At 57.5% G+C, this 16,764-nt stretch carries 8 protein-coding genes, 4 tRNA genes and 1 pseudogene; 3 read left to right on the forward strand and 10 right to left on the reverse strand.

Annotated features, from left to right (window positions below):
* Nucleotides 1-5,503, reverse strand: a 5,503-nt coding sequence (locus DK870_RS24540; protein WP_161549913.1) for a non-ribosomal peptide synthetase, incomplete at its 3' end; no start/stop codon positions are given.
* Between the two features lie 5 nt (nucleotides 5,504-5,508).
* Nucleotides 5,509-6,810 (reverse strand): NtaA/DmoA family FMN-dependent monooxygenase, encoded by a 1,302-nt coding sequence (locus tag DK870_RS24545; protein ID WP_218580638.1) that lies wholly within the window; start codon nucleotides 6,808-6,810, stop codon nucleotides 5,509-5,511.
* Between the two features lie 459 nt (nucleotides 6,811-7,269).
* Between DK870_RS24545 and DK870_RS24550 the strand changes: the two genes are divergently transcribed.
* Nucleotides 7,270-7,965 (forward strand): class I SAM-dependent methyltransferase, encoded by a 696-nt coding sequence (locus DK870_RS24550; protein WP_256679913.1) that lies wholly within the window; start codon nucleotides 7,270-7,272, stop codon nucleotides 7,963-7,965.
* Nucleotides 7,966-8,901: 936 nt separating this feature from the next.
* A pseudogene (locus DK870_RS24555) lies at nucleotides 8,902-9,090 on the forward strand (IS3 family transposase); the annotation flags it as partial.
* A gap of 1,135 nt (nucleotides 9,091-10,225) precedes the next feature.
* Here the strand turns inward: DK870_RS24555 and DK870_RS24560 are convergent.
* A tRNA-Val gene (locus DK870_RS24560) sits at nucleotides 10,226-10,302 on the reverse strand.
* Nucleotides 10,303-10,486: 184 nt separating this feature from the next.
* Between DK870_RS24560 and DK870_RS24565 the strand changes: the two genes are divergently transcribed.
* Nucleotides 10,487-11,770 (forward strand): FAD-binding oxidoreductase, encoded by a 1,284-nt coding sequence (locus tag DK870_RS24565; protein WP_060755776.1) that lies wholly within the window; start codon nucleotides 10,487-10,489, stop codon nucleotides 11,768-11,770.
* 156 nt (nucleotides 11,771-11,926) lie between these two features.
* On the opposite strand, the gene DK870_RS24570 is transcribed toward DK870_RS24565, so the two are convergent.
* From DK870_RS24570 to DK870_RS24600, 7 genes are all read right to left on the reverse strand, one after another.
* Nucleotides 11,927-12,003 (reverse strand) — tRNA-Asp (locus tag DK870_RS24570).
* 104 nt (nucleotides 12,004-12,107) lie between these two features.
* Nucleotides 12,108-12,184 (reverse strand) — tRNA-Asp (locus tag DK870_RS24575).
* Nucleotides 12,185-12,239: 55 nt separating this feature from the next.
* Nucleotides 12,240-12,315 (reverse strand) — tRNA-Val (locus DK870_RS24580).
* A 107-nt stretch (nucleotides 12,316-12,422) separates the two neighbouring features.
* On the reverse strand, nucleotides 12,423-13,187 hold the full coding sequence (locus tag DK870_RS24585; protein ID WP_161549918.1) for an SDR family oxidoreductase: 765 nt from the start codon (nucleotides 13,185-13,187) through the stop codon (nucleotides 12,423-12,425).
* 11 nt (nucleotides 13,188-13,198) lie between these two features.
* On the reverse strand, nucleotides 13,199-14,410 hold the full coding sequence (locus tag DK870_RS24590; protein WP_060755778.1) for an O-succinylhomoserine sulfhydrylase: 1,212 nt from the start codon (nucleotides 14,408-14,410) through the stop codon (nucleotides 13,199-13,201).
* 65 nt (nucleotides 14,411-14,475) lie between these two features.
* A complete protein-coding gene (purF, locus tag DK870_RS24595) occupies nucleotides 14,476-15,981 on the reverse strand; it encodes an amidophosphoribosyltransferase (protein ID WP_017737850.1) in 1,506 nt (501 codons plus the stop codon).
* 41 nt (nucleotides 15,982-16,022) lie between these two features.
* Nucleotides 16,023-16,580 (reverse strand): CvpA family protein, encoded by a 558-nt coding sequence (locus tag DK870_RS24600; protein WP_060755779.1) that lies wholly within the window; start codon nucleotides 16,578-16,580, stop codon nucleotides 16,023-16,025.
* Nucleotides 16,581-16,764 lie beyond the last annotated feature (184 nt).

The following is a 16,764-nucleotide window of genomic DNA, read 5'->3' on the forward strand; positions in this document are numbered from 1 at the left end:
GGTCCTGCACCAGGATCGGCATCGACCAGCCATCAAGCAACATGTGATGGTTGGTCATCAACAGGCGGTAGCGCGTCGGCCCGAACCGCACCACCCGGAACCGCGCCAGCGGTGCCAGCGCCAAGTCCAGGCGCTCACCTCGGTCGGCCTCCAGGAGCGCTTGCCATGCAGCCTCGGGGTCGGCTTCTGCTGACAGATCAACCTCAAACCAGGGCACGCTCACATGTTTGCACACCACTTGTACCAGCGGCTCCAGCCCCTCGACTTGCGGAATCGCAATGCGCAGCGCCTCGTGCCGGGCGAACAACGCCTGCACCGCCGCACGCAGCACGGCCACATCCAACGGCCCGTCCAGCGTCAACACCAGTTGCACCAGATACGGGTCCGGCCCTTGGGTTTCGTACAGCGAGTGAAAATGCAGACCTTGCTGCAACGGCGACAGGGGAAGTACCTCTTGGATATCGGGCAGCGCCGTGGACAACCGGTCCAGCTCGTCTTGTGTCAGCCCACCCAGCGGTGCATCCGAGGGTGTCAAGGCTGGTTCCACATCACGCGCCATGGCTGCCAGGGCGGCTGGCGTCTTGTGCCGGAAAACTTCCGCCAGTGTCAGGGCCAAACCTGCCGAACGAGCCCGGCTAACCAGTTGAATCGACAGAATGCTGTCTGCGCCCAAAGCAAAGAACGAGTCGTCGACTGACACGCCATCAATGCCTAGCAACGTACCGAACAACCGCACCAACTCGGCCTCGCGCGGAGTTGACGGCGCCCGGCCAGTACCCGACAACCGTTGCGGCGCGGGAAGCAGCTTGCGGTCGATTTTGCCATTCGCATTGATAGGCAGAGCACTCAGGGTGACAAAAGCAGCAGGCACCATGTAGTCAGGCAACCGTTTGCCTAGCGAAGCCTGAACCGCGGCCTCGTTGTACCCGTCGCTGACAACGACATACGCCACCAAACGCTTCTTGCCGGGCACGTCCTCGCGAACCATGACCGTGCATGCCCGCAAACCGGGCTCGCCTAGCAACGCAGTCTCTATCTCACCGAGCTCAATGCGAAAACCACGTATTTTGACTTGCGCGTCATCGCGACCGACGAACTCCAACTGCCCATCCTCGCGCCAGCGGGCCAGGTCTCCGGTACGCATCATGCGCTCACCCGTCGAAGCGAACTTGTTCGCCACAAACCGTTCGGCCGTTTTGACGGGTAACCCCAAATAACCGCGGGCAAGACCATTACCCGCTAGATACAACTCGCCTGTAACCCCGATTGGGCAATAACGCAGTTGCTCATCCAATACGTACACGCTGGTATTTAAACGCGCACTCCCAATGGGTATGGGATTGCGCATCCCCTGCGCCGGCGTGCAGAGGTAGCGAGTCGCATAGACCGTCATCTCGGTAGGGCCGTACATATTGATCAAGTTCAGGGAGGGGCAATGCCGGGCAACACGACTAAAGGAGGAAAATGACGCGGCCTCTCCGCCAGAACCCAGGTACTGCAACTGACTGAGGCTGTCGATATCCTCCTGTACGATCATATTCAGCAAACTCGATGTGAGGAAGATCGTGCTGGCGCCGTACGTCTTGCAGAGTGCGCGCAGAGACTCCGGCGTCATGGGGCCTGGCGGCGCAACGATCACTTCTCCACCGGTAAGCAGCGGCAACCACAACTCAAAGGTGCTGGCGTCGAAAGCATACGGGGAATGCAATACAACCCGATGGCGTCCCGCGCCCCAACAGGGGTCAGCAACCATGGCGATAATCCCCGACTGGGCCACCTCGATACCTTTGGGCTCACCGGTCGAACCAGAGGTGTACATGATGTAGGCCAGCGCCGACGGTGGCACCTCGACCTGCCGCTCTCGCTCATCGCCTTCGGCAAGCACGGTCGCGTTCACGAGCAACACGGCGGGACCATCGCCCCTGACAAACTCGGGATCATGGGTCAGTACCAGATGACAGGCGGTTTCATCCAGAATGCGCTGACGACGCTCCAGCGGTAGCCCGGCGTACAACGGCACATAACAGCCCCCCGCTTTGAGCACGGCCAGTGTCGCGACCACTTGCTCGATACTGCGTTCGATAGCAACCGCTACCCGTGTTTCGAGTGTGACCCCAAGGGATCGAAGGCGATTCGCCAGGCGATTGGCTTGGCGGTCAAGCTCACCATAAGTCAGCATTCGCGCGTTATCGCGCAGCGCCACGTGTTCGGGTTGACGCTGGACCTGCTGCTCAAAACAGGCATAAATACTTTGCGCCTGGAATGGCTCTGACTCTGCCCCTCGACTCCAGGCACTCACGCGGCCAAGCTCTTGTGGCGACATGATCTGAAAATCGCTGAGTTTGCGATCCGGGTCAGCGACCACCTGTTCCAGCAAATACAGAAAGTAATCAGCAATGCGTTGCGCCGTCGCCTGATCAAAGAGTTCCTTGGCGTATTCCAAACGTGCGCTGGCGTCGTGCTGACCCACGCTGAACTCAAATACCAGATCAAATTTCGCCTGGTCGGCGTTCACGGGGCGTGGCGCTACACTCAGGCCGGGAAGACTCAAGACCTCGGGGTCGGCATACTCGACATTGAGCATCACCTGGAACAGCGGGTGGCGGCTGGGCATGCGCTCAGGATTGAGCATTTCGACCACCCAGCCAAACGGAACGTCCTGGTGTGCAAATGCGCGAAGATCAACTTCACGGACCCGCTGTACCAATTCGACAAAACGGGGATTACCTGAGGTGTCAGTACGCAGCAGAACACTATTGACAAAATAACCGACGAGGTTTTTTAACTGATCGTCGGTGCGACCATCAGTCGGGGTACCAATCGGCAAATCGTGCCCAACCCCCAAGCGCTCAAGCAAGGCCGCCAGGGCGGCATGCAAGATCATGAATAAGCTGGCTCGACAGGCTAGCGCAAGCGCCTGCAGCCGTTGCAACAGCGCCGAACCGAGCCGAAAGTCGATGCTTCCTGCTGCGCGCAAGGCACCGGCCGGGCGCGTGCGATCCGTGGGCAACGCCAATTCCTGCGGCAAGTTGGCCAGCGTGTCACGCCAGAACGCGAGCTGGCGGTAAGCCAGGCTGGCGGGGTCATTGGGCGAACCCAGTACCTCGCATTGCCATTGGGAAAAGTCACGATACTGAACGGGCAGTGCAGCAAGAACGGGTTTGTGACCTGCACACCTGGAGGTATAAGCCTTGGCCAAATCCCCGAAGAACACCGGTATCGACGCGCCATCGGCGGCAGCATGGTGAAGATTGAACAACAACACACTGCGTTCCCTGCCCATACAGAACAGCCAGGCACGTAACGGCAAGTCATGCTCAAGATCAAATGGCTGACGTAGTGCTTGTGCCATTGACGGTACCAGTTGCGCGTCAGTGACATCCTGGGTCATCAACAGGCCAGACAGAGAATCCTGCGCAAGCACGGATTGATAGCTGACGGTCGCGGAGGGCTTGAACAGCGTACGCAGCACTTCGTGCCTTGCAACCAGATCACTCATGGCTTGATCAAGTGCGGGGATATCGACACAGCCTTGCATATCGAACGCGTAAGGAAGGTGGTAGCTAGTTAACGCGTCCTCCTCCAACCGCGACAATAACCACAACGCTTCTTGCCCGAAGGACAGTGGCACCTGAGCCCGCGCCTGGCGCGGTGCCAAAGCCGGTCGACCGCTTTCGGCCTGATCCAGTAGACACGTGAACTGCGCTACGGTTGGCGCGTCAAAGAGCGCACTGACGGTCAACTCCACGCCAAACACTCGGCGAACCCGGTTAACCAACCGGCTAGCCAGCAGCGAATGCCCGCCGAGCTCGAAGAAGTTGTCATCGATACCGACCTGGTCCAAATCGAGTATCTGCGCAAACAGATCCACCAACATCTGTTGCTGCCGAGTGCTAGCCATTTTTGTCCCGACTTGCCTTGTTGCTGCCGGCAAGGCAAGTCGATCGATTTTGCCGTTTGGCGTATGTGGCAGTGCGGCCAGCTCGATAAACGTCGCTGGAAGCATGTAGTCCACAACACGACTGGCCAACCAGGCCCTCACTTCATGGCGGTCATAATCCGCCCCAGGAACCAGGTAAGCGATTAATGCCATTTCGCCTGAACGGTGCTCACCCACGGTGACCACTGCTTGGGTCACCCCCGGAGCCTCCATTAAGGCAGACTCGATCTCGCCCAGTTCGATACGAAAGCCACGAATTTTGACCTGCTGGTCTTCGCGCCCAATGAACTCGAACTCGCCCTCGGCGCCCTTGCGCACCCGATCACCCGTACGAAAGAGGCACGACCCGATCGGGCCAAATGGATTGGCGACAAACCGCTCGGCCGTCAAGGCCGCGCGCCGTAGATACCCTCGGGCAAGATGGCGCCCACCCACATACAACTCACCGACCTCACCCGCCTGGCTGGGGCGTAATTGCTCATCCAGCACATACACTTGGTTATTCGGCACGGGTTGTCCGATCTGCGGTTCACCACCGCTGTAGACCGAATACAGGCAATCGCCACTGACCTCTGACGATCCATACAGATTGACCAAACGGGCATCCGGCAGCAATTGGACAAAACGCTCAGCCAGCGCCTTGGGCAGGCGTTCACCGCTGGTGAACCACAATTGGCACGTTCGCAGATCCTGGACACTCCCCTCATCCAACAGCGCTGCCAACAGGCTAGGCACGACGGTAATACGCCCGGCCTTGAAAGCTGCCAGCTCCCGTGCCAACCGTGCCGCATCCTGGCCGGATTTGGCCGACGCAAGCACGACAGTGGCACCAGACACCAGCGGTGCCAGCAACTCCGTGGTGCCATCAATGAAACTGAGGGAGCTTTTAGCGAAGACCACTTCTCCCGCACCGAAGGGGTAGTGACTGGCCATCCAGGCCAAGCGATTAATCAGGCCGTCGTGTAGCCCTATCACGCCCTTAGGCCGACCGGTCGAACCGGAGGTATAGATGATGTAGGCGGGGTGAAGTCGACTGGATGCAATCGTTCGCTGCGCTTGAGTCAGCGGGTAGTCGGGATAGTGCGCAAGGTTGTCTCTGAATGCCGAATCATCCAAGCATACGGCCGGCACACAGCCGACAACCTCGGCCAGGCTGACACGCAGTGCGTTGGTAGTCAGTAAACACGTCGCCTCGGCATCCGCCACCATAAAGCGAAGATGCTCCTGGGGATAGCTGGGGTCGAGCGGCAGATAGGCAGCACCCACTTTCAGGACGGCCAATAGCGCGATGACCATTTCTTCCGAGCGCGGCAGAGCCAGCGCCACGATTGCTTCCGGACCAACGCGCTGCCCAAGCAGATAGTGAGCCAGCCGGTTGGCCGCTGCCTCCAACTGGGCATAATTCAGGCAAACATTATCCTGGATCAGTGCAGTCGCTTGCGGTGTTCTTGCGACCTGCCGTTCAAAAAGCGCTGTAACGGTCTCTACCCCAGGATCTACGATTTGATCAGAGCGAGCCCAAGACTGTTGTGCCGCTGATGTTGTTGCAAAATACTGATCCATACACATCATCCCACTGCAATTAGGCCGCGAGCACGCAACTCAGGCATCACGGCATGCGCAAATTCATCGAACGTTCCAGGGAAATGGGTAGGGGTGATGACAAAACCGTCGCAGCTATCGGCAAACAACGCTTCTAACTGGTCGGCGATATCGGCCCCGGTACCCACCAGCCGCGGGGTGCCGGTACTGCCAGAAAACCTTCGTGCGGCCTCAATGACCGGCATGTTCGGGTCCTCATCCATCAGCTGTGCCAGCCACGGCATCAATCCGCCGGCATCGACCGTGCGTGAATACCCACGCATGTCCAGGAAAGACTGAAGCGTCATCTGCTTTTTTACGGAGGACAAATCGCCGCCAAACATGACGGCGAAGAACGACATCGCGGCGTCATCGGTGATCAGCGAGTCCAGATACGCCGCTCTTGCCTTGGCGATGTCCATTGTCTCGCCGATCACAGGCTGCACAGCCGCCATCAAGCGGATAGCTTCAGGGTCCCGACCATACCGGGCGGCACTGGCCCGGATATCGGCACGCAACTTACGCATTCCGGCGCCATCACTCTGGATCGCAAAAACGACCTCACCCCAGCGGGCGGCAAAATCACAAAAGCGCGCTGAGGTGCCCGCCATCATCAACACCGGCCCTGGCTCCGCCCCTGGTCCGCGCGGCAGGGTCAAGGGTCCCTGCACATCGAAAAACCGTCCGTTGTGCGCAATGGGATGGATGCGCCCCGTGTCGGCGTACACCCCGCTAGCCTTATCTGCCACGACCGCGTTCTTCTCCCACCCCCCCCAAAGTCCCCGACATACCTGGAGCACTTCGTCTGCACGGGTAAAGAGATCCTCGTGGCTGAGCGGGGGCAAGTGAGCAAAATTGAGGTGATTGCTGGGGCCGGCCGAGGTCACCACATTCCATGCCATTCGCCCATTACTGAAATGGTCAAGCGTGCTCAAGGTACGCGCCAAGTGATAGGGTTCGTTGAATGTCGTAGACAGGGTCACGGTGAACTTCAACTGGCGTGTCACTGATAGCATCGCAGATACGAGCGCCACCGGATCATGACGCACAGTGCCCACCCCACCGGCCTTCACCATGGTTTCGTAGTGACCATCAGCGCCCATTGGTAGCGCCAACGATTCAGGAATAAAGGCATAGTCAAAACCGCCCCGCTCCAACGACAACGCCAAGCTTTCGAATAACTCCCGGCGGCAGTAATCGACTTCACTATAGGGATGGCGCCACATGGCACCGAAATGACTACCGGGTACCAATACATAGGCGGACAAAAGCATATGTCTTTCAGTCATGCCGTTCTTCCTTACTGAGAGTCTTTGCATATGGCAGGCCTACAAACACTGGCCACCGCAGAATAAACCTGCTGTTTAAGTGGCTGGCGAACCCTTGAGCTATTACCTGGACAATCTCGTCACAGCAATAATGATGCGCCGACAACACTGTCAATCAGCGAATTAAACAGATGAGTTTCCATTCGAATCCAAGAACGCTCACGACAGACAATCCTCACAATCAAAACTGCAGGATGCCGCCAGCTACAACGCTAGCCAAACTACGGAAACTCAGAACTAAACGTCACTAAAATATATTTAATGATTTTGATTTTGCAGGCAGCACAGTTGACGTGCTAAAAATTCAATCAACCACGCCATTCATTCAGCACTAAAGACTCACCCTTCTTCAGCCCTCATAAAAATATCGTTAATCTTTAATATATAACCGCCTATATATTAGCTTCCAGGTATTTCACAATGAACAGATTTTCATCCCCCCCCATAACACCCTCCTCGAGCGCGATCCAACCCGCCGCCTTGCGAGAGTTTCTATACGACACCTACGCTGACACCCCGAAACTACTGCGGGTACTGGGATCACTTAGGCCTTATGTGTGCCCATTCGACCGGTTACTGCCTTTTGTGCCAGCAGGTGCTTCAGTGATCGATTTTGGCTGTGGTCATGGGGCATTGCTTGTCATGATGGGTGCGATTTCGCGCATATCCAAAGGCATCGGCTGCGATATTGCAGTCCCGGCACTCGCCGCAGCGCGCGCAGCAGCACGGCGCCTGGGCTTGGAAGATACACTGACATTCCTACCGGTCCACACCATTGATGAAGTGCCCCAGGGACCGTTTGACGTGGTATCGATGGTTGACGTACTGCATCATGTTCCCGTCGCTGAGCGGGAAGCTTTTATCCACTGCGCAGCAAGCCGAGTTACTCCCGGCGGAGTGTTTATCTTTAAAGACATGACAACTCGCTCACGCGCGCGCCAGTTTGCTCATCAGCTGGATGACTGGATATTCACGCGGGAATGGGTTGTGCCTGTCAAATGCGAAGAAGTCGAACAATGGGCAAATACGGCCGGCCTCGAACTGCAGCATGATGCCTATATTCCAAGGCTGGTTTACGGTAACGAACTCAGGATATTCAAGCGTCCGCTGGAGTGACGACGTACGCACTCTACCGATGCTGTTCATTATTTTGCCGTATCAGACGGACAAGGCGGGACACATAAAAGCGTATAAAAAAATTCAACCCCACACATCTCATACAGGCGGCATGCAAAAAATATCACCCCCCAACATCAAACCAAAACTTCAACATCAAGCTTATTACTGAACATTTTCAAAAAACTATAACGACACTCTCTACGCACCTATACGGCACTTCCACAAACCTTATCAAATATTTCACGATTTTTTATATTGGAAACATTCAGATGCGTGTACTCACCCGCCCAATCCTGGCCCCTCCTCTTGCGCCGTCACGTCGAACAACATCTCGTTTATCCACTGCATCGGACCTGCTTGGGCTGAGCTCAATCGCCGCACATGTCTGTTGGGCGTACTTCGGCTTGGGCTGCGCCCTGTCCTGGCCAGGGTCTTCAATTGAATCGCTGCAGCCGTGAAAACTCTAAAATGGGATCTATACTCAATTATGCAGCCGTGTGCTCTACCCATCCTGCATGGCGCTATTGCCGATAATGAGGTTCCTGCCATGTATGCCGGACAAATGAAAAGTATGGCGACAACCAATGGCGAGATACGCTGCCAGATGGTCGTACAAATTATCTGCCTACTGTCGGTGGCTACACTCTTCTGCTGATCATCCTTGATACATCGACGTGCGCCGCAAGGCGTCGCGGGGTTACCGTTACCAAAATTCCGAAATCGAGCAAAACGCAGCGGCGTATATGGCATTGCACGCTATGGGGTTAAGCCGTCTATCGTATTCAGTATCGAGACCCGTCACGCAGGAAGATAACCAGACACTATCAGGAGGGGCACGACGAAAAGAAGATCGAGTACTTGGAGGCTGGCACCGAATTGGCGATCTGAGGAGGGCGTTTTGCAAAAGTTTTGCAAATCGCAGTGTCTAGTCCTCTTGATGTCATAAGAGCACGAGCGCACACGCTGATTAATCAGTTGAGTGCCCGAGAGCTGGTCAATTGGCTTTCGCGCTCGTGTTACTAAGCCCACCGCCTCAGGCACCGAACTCTGCACGTTGAACGGCTTCGGTTGCGCAGCCGGGTCAACGAACTGTTTACGCAACGTCGAAGCGCTGGCGGTACGAACGGCGACGCCAAACCAGGGACATTACGATTGATTCAGGCCCAAGCAAACCATTAACTTTGGAACAATGAAGATAACGACGCAAATTATTAGTGGCAACATAAACACCTGCAAGTGCTTGCGCTGAATATCACCCCCAAATTTCGAGTTTATTATTGACGCCCCCCTTTACTGCAAGTGCCAAAAACAAAAACGAGCAACAGCGAAAGAATGATTGACATATCCCCACCAACCTGCAGAAGCACCGTAAAAACAATATGAAAATTTGATCAATACAATACAGCATCCCACGACACTCCATCATAAAATCGAAAGATCAAATTTACTATTTAACACCACTTTGGCTAAGAGCCATTGGTTAGCCGCCCCGCATTTCCGACGATAACACCTCCCGTAAAAGCGACACCCGCAGAAGCCAAGGTGCGGCCAATACTGGCGGGCCCCATAATCGCCCCACCCAATGCTCCCGACCCAACGGCTGCCATTAACTCACCTGCACTGAACGAGGCCCCGCCAATAAGCCCTCCAACATAAGCTGTAGCACCGGCAGCTGCGCCCCCAATGGCCCCCGGGACACCGTAAGCGCCAACCACGGCTTCCGCTTCCTCGATGGTAACTTCACGCATTTTTTACTCTCCCTGAATATAGATTAAATCACTTGAGCTTTGGCCTGCCCAAAGCAGTACATCATTTGAGATAACTTAACCCGCCAACCTTCAGGCATGTTAGGTGGAGCGCTAAAGGAGACATATTTTACGTAGCATCTTTACGTAGAATCCTGAGATGCAAAAAGCCTCGAGACCTTGATCTACGGGGCTTTTTTGTACGGCGCAGAAATAGCTGTTCGAATCCCAGATACCGATGAAGATACAACGGATTTCGAACCCGTCCGATTTGGCCAAAAGGGGCGCTCGCTAACGGCGTACCGATGATGCAGTTGCTGTCCAGAAGGTCCGCAACCGTACCGATACCCCGCCTCCAAATCCTTTCAGCGTTTGAGCGTACTCCGGCATTCACATTGCCCAGCGTGAACGAAGCCCATGAATTGTGAACGCTCTGCATAAATCCAAGACAACAAAAAAGGGCTCACCTTTCGGTGAGCCCTTCCAGACCGCCCAGCAGAGCGGATTTTGTTTGGTAGGCGCGATTGGACTCGAACCAACGACCCCCACCATGTCAAGGTGGTGCTCTAACCAACTGAGCTACGTGCCTGCTGTGAGGCGGCATTCTACGGAATTCCGGAGGGGTGTCAACATCTTTTTTGCAGCTAACCCTATGAATATGCGAATTTTTTATTTGCGGCGGGTATGCCCGTGATTTTTGGGTAGCTGGCAGGCAATTTTCAACTCAGGTAGGATCGGAGCACTCGTAAAAAATATAAAACAGAGGTTCCAGGATGGCGAACACCCCCTACCCCCAGTCGTATTACGCAGCGTCCGCCAATGCGGTCCCGCCTCGCCCGACATTGCAAGGCGAAGTCGAAACCGATGTGTGCGTGATCGGCGCCGGCTACACCGGTCTTTCCAGCGCGCTGTTCCTGCTGGAAAACGGTTTTCGCGTGACGGTGCTGGAGGCCGCCAAAGTGGGGTTCGGTGCCTCGGGCCGTAATGGCGGGCAAATCGTCAACAGCTACAGCCGTGACATCGATGTGATCGAGCGCAGTGTCGGTCCCAGGCAAGCCCAGTTGCTGGGACAAATGGCATTCGAAGGCGGCAAGATCATTCGCGAGCGCGTGGCCAAGTATCAAATCCAATGCGACTTGAAGGACGGCGGCGTGTTCGCCGCACTCAACAGCAAGCACATGGCTCATCTGGAGTCGCAGAAGCGCCTGTGGGAACGCTTCGGCCACACTCAGCTGGAATTGCTGGACGAACGCCGCATTCGCGACGTGGTGGCCTGTGACAACTATGTGGGTGGCATGCTGGACATGAGTGGCGGGCATATCCACCCACTCAACCTTGCATTGGGAGAAGCTGCGGCCGTCGAGTCCCTGGGGGGCGTCATTTATGAACAGTCGGCGGCGGTGCGCATCGAGCGCGGCGCCAACCCGGTAGTGCATACCGCCGAGGGCAAGGTCAGGGCCAAATTCATCATTGTCGCGGGTAACGCCTATCTGGGGAATCTGGTGCCGGAGCTGGCGGCCAAGTCGATGCCCTGCGGCACTCAAGTCATCACCACGGCACCACTGGGCGATGAGCTGGCGAAGACACTGCTGCCGCAGGACTACTGCGTAGAAGACTGCAACTACCTGCTCGACTATTACCGTCTCACCCGCGACAAGCGCCTGATCTTCGGCGGCGGTGTGGTGTATGGAGCACGCGATCCGGCGAACATCGAAGCGATCATCCGACCGAAGATGCTCAAGGCCTTTCCGCAGCTCAAGGATGTGAAAATCGACTACGCCTGGACCGGCAATTTCCTGCTGACACTCTCCCGACTGCCGCAGGTCGGGCGCCTGGGCGACAACATCTACTATTCCCAGGGCTGCAGCGGCCATGGCGTGACGTACACGCACCTGGCAGGCAAGGTATTGGCCGAGGCACTGAAAGGCCAGGCAGAGCGTTTTGATGCGTTTGCCGACCTGCCGCACTACCCATTTCCGGGCGGACAACTACTGCGCACGCCGTTTGCGGCACTTGGGGCCTGGTACTACGGGCTGCGGGATAAGCTGGGGTTCTGACAGCACAGTGAGAGCCGGCTCGCCGGCTCTTCTGGAGTTTTCCAAATCGCAGAAACAAAAAACCCCGGTCTTTCGACCAGGGTCTTTGCTATCGGATCAAAGTAGCCAGAGGCTTTCTTTGTGCTTCAAGGCGTTCAGTGGACCTTGAGACAGATATGGCGCAGCGGACGGGACTCGAACCCGCGACCCCCGGCGTGACAGGCCGGTATTCTAACCGACTGAACTACCGCTGCGTATCGCTTGACCAGCCAAGGCAAAACCTCAACTGTCTTGGAACATCTGATCAATCAGCCTTGGCTGTTCGATCTCAAGCCCGACACATCGGACCTGGAAAATATGGCGCAGCGGACGGGACTCGAACCCGCGACCCCCGGCGTGACAGGCCGGTATTCTAACCGACTGAACTACCGCTGCGCGTCGGTGCAACCTTTAACGTTGCGTCTTGCCCCAAGGCAAAACTCTCAAGAAGTGGTGGGTGATGACGGGATCGAACCGCCGACCCTCTGCTTGTAAGGCAGATGCTCTCCCAGCTGAGCTAATCACCCTTTGCTTCGTTGAGGCCGCGAAATTTACGCAGGTAACGGACCTAAGTCAATAGCCTGCTTGAAGTTTTTCTGAAAAAGACAAAATTACTTCAAGCCGGCCACCTACCCTACTCGCTATAAATCATCTTCTTGCTCATACCGCCATCCACCACAAACTCCTGCCCGGTAACGAACCCCGCCTGGCGCGACAGCAACCACGCGACCATCGCTGCCACATCCTCCACCGTACCGACCCGGCCCGCCGGATGTTGAGCATGGTCGGCATCGGTCAGGGGCTCGGCACGCCGCGCGGCAGGATCACGCGCATCGATCCAGCCTGGGCTGACGGCATTGACTCGCACTTCCGGCCCCAGGCTCATCGCCAAAGCGTGAGTCAGCGCCAGCAGGCCACCCTTGCTCGCCGCATAGGCCTCGGTGTCCGGTTCGGATTGACGCGCCCGGGTCGATGCCAGGTTGACGATGGCGCCACCATGGGCACGCAGGTAGGGAGCGCAATGCTTGGCCAGCAACATCGGCCCACTGAGGTTTACCGCGAGCACACGATTCCAATACGCCAGATCCAGGCTTTCCAGCGTGCTATTGCGCGGGTCGGCGACCGCCGCGTTGCACACCAACGCGTCCAGGCGACCAAACTGCCCCAAGACCTCGGCGACACCCTGGGCGACCTGTTTCTCGTCAGCCACGTCCATGCTGATAAACCAGGCATTTTCGCCCAGCACCTTGGATACCTTGGACCCACGCTCGCGGTCCAGATCGGTCAAGACCACCTGCCAGCCTTCGCTGATCAGCCAGGCGGCGATCCCGAGGCCGATCCCCCGCGCCGCGCCGGTGACCAGCGCGACACGCCCATTACTGGCGACCGCGGCTTCCATGGACCACTCGATCACAAGGCTGCCAGCCCGCGAGCCAGGTCCGCCTGCAGGTCGGCCACGTCTTCCAGGCCCACCGCGATGCGAATCAGGCTGTCACGGATGCCCGCCGCTTCACGTTCCTGCGGCGCCAGGCGGCCGTGGGAGGTGGTGCTCGGATGAGTGATAGTCGTTTTGCTGTCACCCAGGTTCGCAGTGATGGAGATCAGGCGCGTGGCATCGATAAAGCGCCAGGCGCCCTCTTTGCCGCCCTTCACTTCGAAACTCACCACGGCGCCGAAACCACGCTGCTGGCGCTGGGCCAACTCGTGCTGCGGGTGGCTCTTGAGGCCGGCGTAATGCACCTTCTCGATCCCTGCCTGCTGCTCCAGCCACTCGGCCAGGGCCTGGGCGTTGGCACAATGGGCCTTCATGCGCAGGTTGAGGGTTTCCAGGCCCTTGAGGAAGATCCAGGCGTTGAAAGGACTCAGGGTCGGGCCAGCGGTGCGCAAGAAGCCCACCACTTCTTTCATCTGCTCACTGCGCCCCGCTACTACGCCACCCATGCAACGGCCTTGGCCATCGATAAACTTGGTGGCCGAATGTACGACGATGTCCGCGCCCAGTTTCAACGGCTGCTGCAACGCCGGGGTACAGAAGCAGTTGTCGACTACCAGCATCGCGCCCTTTGCATGCGCCACCTCGGACAGCGCGGCAATGTCCACCAACTCGGCCAGCGGGTTGGATGGCGACTCGACGAACAGCAGCTTGGTATTGGGTTTGATCGCCGCATCCCAACCGGACAGGTCCGCCAGAGGCACGTAGTCCACTTCGATACCGAAGCGCTTGAAGTACTTTTCGAACAGGCTGATGGTCGAACCAAACACACTGCGTGATACCAGCACGTGGTCGCCGGCACTGCACAGGCTCATCACCACCGCCAGGATGGCGGCCATGCCAGTTGCCGTGGCCACCGCCTGCTCGGCACCTTCCAGCGCCGCGATACGCTCTTCGAACGCACGGACGGTCGGGTTGGTATAACGCGAATACACATTGCCCGGCACTTCACCGGCAAAACGCGCAGCCGCGTCGGCAGCCGTGCGGAACACGTAGCTGGAGGTAAAGAACATCGGATCACCGTGCTCACCTTCCGGGGTGCGGTGCTGACCGGCGCGCACAGCCAGGGTATCGAAAGCTACGCCATCGAGGTCGCTGTCCAACCGACCGGCATCCCATTCCTGACTCATGCTGCGACTCCTTACTCAATGCTTTATTTAAGATACAAAACCGGCCCCTCAGGGCCGGTGTCTACTCAGTTGTTGTACAGATCGATGATCGCACTGACCGCCTGGGTCTTGATCTTCGAGGAGTCGTTACGCGCCTGCTCGATCTTGTTCAGGTAAGCCTCGTCGACATCACCGGTCACGTACTTGCCGTCGAACACGGCACAGTCGAACTGCTCGATCTTGATCTTGCCACCGCCAACCGCTTCGATCAGGTCCGGCAGGTCCTGGTAGATCAGCCAGTCGGCGCCGATCAGGTCAGCCACATCCTGGGTGGTGCGGTTATGGGCGATCAACTCGTGAGCGCTCGGCATGTCGATACCGTACACGTTCGGGTAACGCACGGCTGGCGCAGCGGAACAGAAGTACACGTTCTTCGCACCGGCTTCGCGGGCCATCTGGATGATCTGCTTGCAGGTGGTGCCACGCACGATGGAGTCATCCACCAGCATGACGTTCTTGCCGCGGAACTCCAGCTCGATGGCGTTGAGCTTCTGACGCACCGACTTCTTGCGCGCCGCCTGCCCCGGCATGATGAAGGTACGGCCGATGTAGCGGTTCTTCACAAAGCCTTCGCGGAACTTGACGCCCAGGTGGTTGGCCAACTCCAGCGCAGCGGTACGGCTGGTATCGGGAATCGGGATGACCACGTCGATGTCGTGCTCAGGACGCTCGCGCAGGATCTTCTCGGCCAGCTTCTCGCCCATGCGCAGGCGTGCCTTGTAAACCGAAACGCCATCGATGATCGAATCCGGGCGCGCCAGGTAGACGTGTTCGAAGATGCACGGGGTGAGTTTCGGGGCAACCGCGCACTGGCGGGTGTGCAGCTTGCCATCTTCGGTGATGTACACCGCTTCGCCCGGTGCCAGGTCGCGGATCAGGGTGAAGCCCAGCACGTCCAGGGACACGCTTTCGGAAGCGATCATGTACTCGACGCCTTCGTCGGTATGACGCTGGCCGAATACGATCGGACGGATACCATGGGGGTCGCGGAAACCGACGATGCCATAACCTGTGACCATGGCCACGACCGCATAACCACCGACACAACGGTTATGCACGTCGGTGACGGCGGCGAACACGTCTTCTTCGGTCGGCTGCAGCTTGCCGCGCTGGGCCAGCTCGTGAGCGAACACGTTGAGCAACACTTCCGAGTCAGAGCTGGTGTTGACGTGGCGCAGGTCAGATTCGTAGATCTCCTTGGCCAGTTGCTCGACGTTGGTCAGGTTACCGTTGTGCGCCAGCGTAATGCCGTATGGCGAGTTGACGTAGAACGGTTGAGCTTCGGCCGAAGTCGAGCTACCGGCCGTCGGGTAACGCACATGGCCAATGCCCATGTGCCCAACGAGGCGCTGCATGTGACGCTGGTGAAACACGTCACGCACCAGGCCATTGTCCTTGCGCAGGAATAACCGGCCGTCATGGCTGGTCACAATACCGGCAGCGTCCTGGCCGCGGTGCTGGAGGACGGTTAGCGCGTCATACAGCGCCTGATTGACGTTCGACTTACCGACGATACCGACGATGCCACACATGCGACGCAACCCCTACTTAATGAATCTTGACTGAACACAACTTACTGAGGCGTTTTGGCCGGTAAGAGGTGCTCCTTGAACGGAAGATCAGCGGGTACGCTGATTCCGCTGGCCAGCCACTGACTGCTCCACCCCAATATGAGGTTCTTGGACCAATCTGCAACCAATAGAAATTTTGGCACGAGTACCGACTCCTGCCACCACGAATCCTGCTGTACCGGCCCCAGGCTCAACAGCCCGACCGCCACGACCACCAGCAACGCGCCACGCGCGGCACCGAAGGCCATGCCGAGAAATCGATCGGTCCCGGAGAGGCCGGTGACACGTATCAACTCGCCAATAAGATAATTGACCATTGCTCCCACCAGCAGCGTGGCGATGAACATGATGGCGCAGCCCGCGATGACGCGAGCCGAAGGTGTCTCGATGTATCCGGCCAGGTAGACCGACAATGAACCGCCGAACATCCAGGCTACGACTCCTGCGATGATCCAGGTCAGCAACGACAATGCTTCTTTTACGAAGCCGCGGCTCAGACTGATCAAAGCGGAGATGGCGACGATTGCAACGATCGCCCAATCAACCCAGGTAAATGCCACAGTGCAGCCTACATACGGATAAGGCGGCGCATTTTAGCAGAGCGTCGGGCTATCGGTAAGCGGTGATTGCGCGTGCTTTGCAAAACAATAGTTGGTGATGCAAAGGCCGCATTTCAACCCCACCCCAAAAGCACTGTGGGAGGGGGCTTGCTCCCGATGGCGCTGGGTCAGTCAAAAAATCTGA

Source organism: Pseudomonas sp. Q1, from assembly GCF_009935975.1.
Taxonomy (GTDB): domain Bacteria; phylum Pseudomonadota; class Gammaproteobacteria; order Pseudomonadales; family Pseudomonadaceae; genus Aquipseudomonas; species Aquipseudomonas palleroniana.

Bases quoted from the DNA above. Each gene is read 5' to 3' on its own strand.
- purF (WP_017737850.1), bottom strand. From the start codon at position 15,981: ATGTGTGGCATCGTCGGTATCGTCGGTAAGTCGAACGTCAATCAGGCG.
- DK870_RS24590 (WP_060755778.1), bottom strand. From the start codon at position 14,410: ATGAGTCAGGAATGGGATGCCGGTCGGTTGGACAGCGACCTCGATGGC.
- DK870_RS24565 (WP_060755776.1), top strand. From the start codon at position 10,487: ATGGCGAACACCCCCTACCCCCAGTCGTATTACGCAGCGTCCGCCAAT.
- DK870_RS24545 (WP_218580638.1), bottom strand. From the start codon at position 6,810: ATGACTGAAAGACATATGCTTTTGTCCGCCTATGTATTGGTACCCGGT.
- DK870_RS24585 (WP_161549918.1), bottom strand. From the start codon at position 13,187: ATGGAAGCCGCGGTCGCCAGTAATGGGCGTGTCGCGCTGGTCACCGGC.
- DK870_RS24550 (WP_256679913.1), top strand. From the start codon at position 7,270: ATGAACAGATTTTCATCCCCCCCCATAACACCCTCCTCGAGCGCGATC.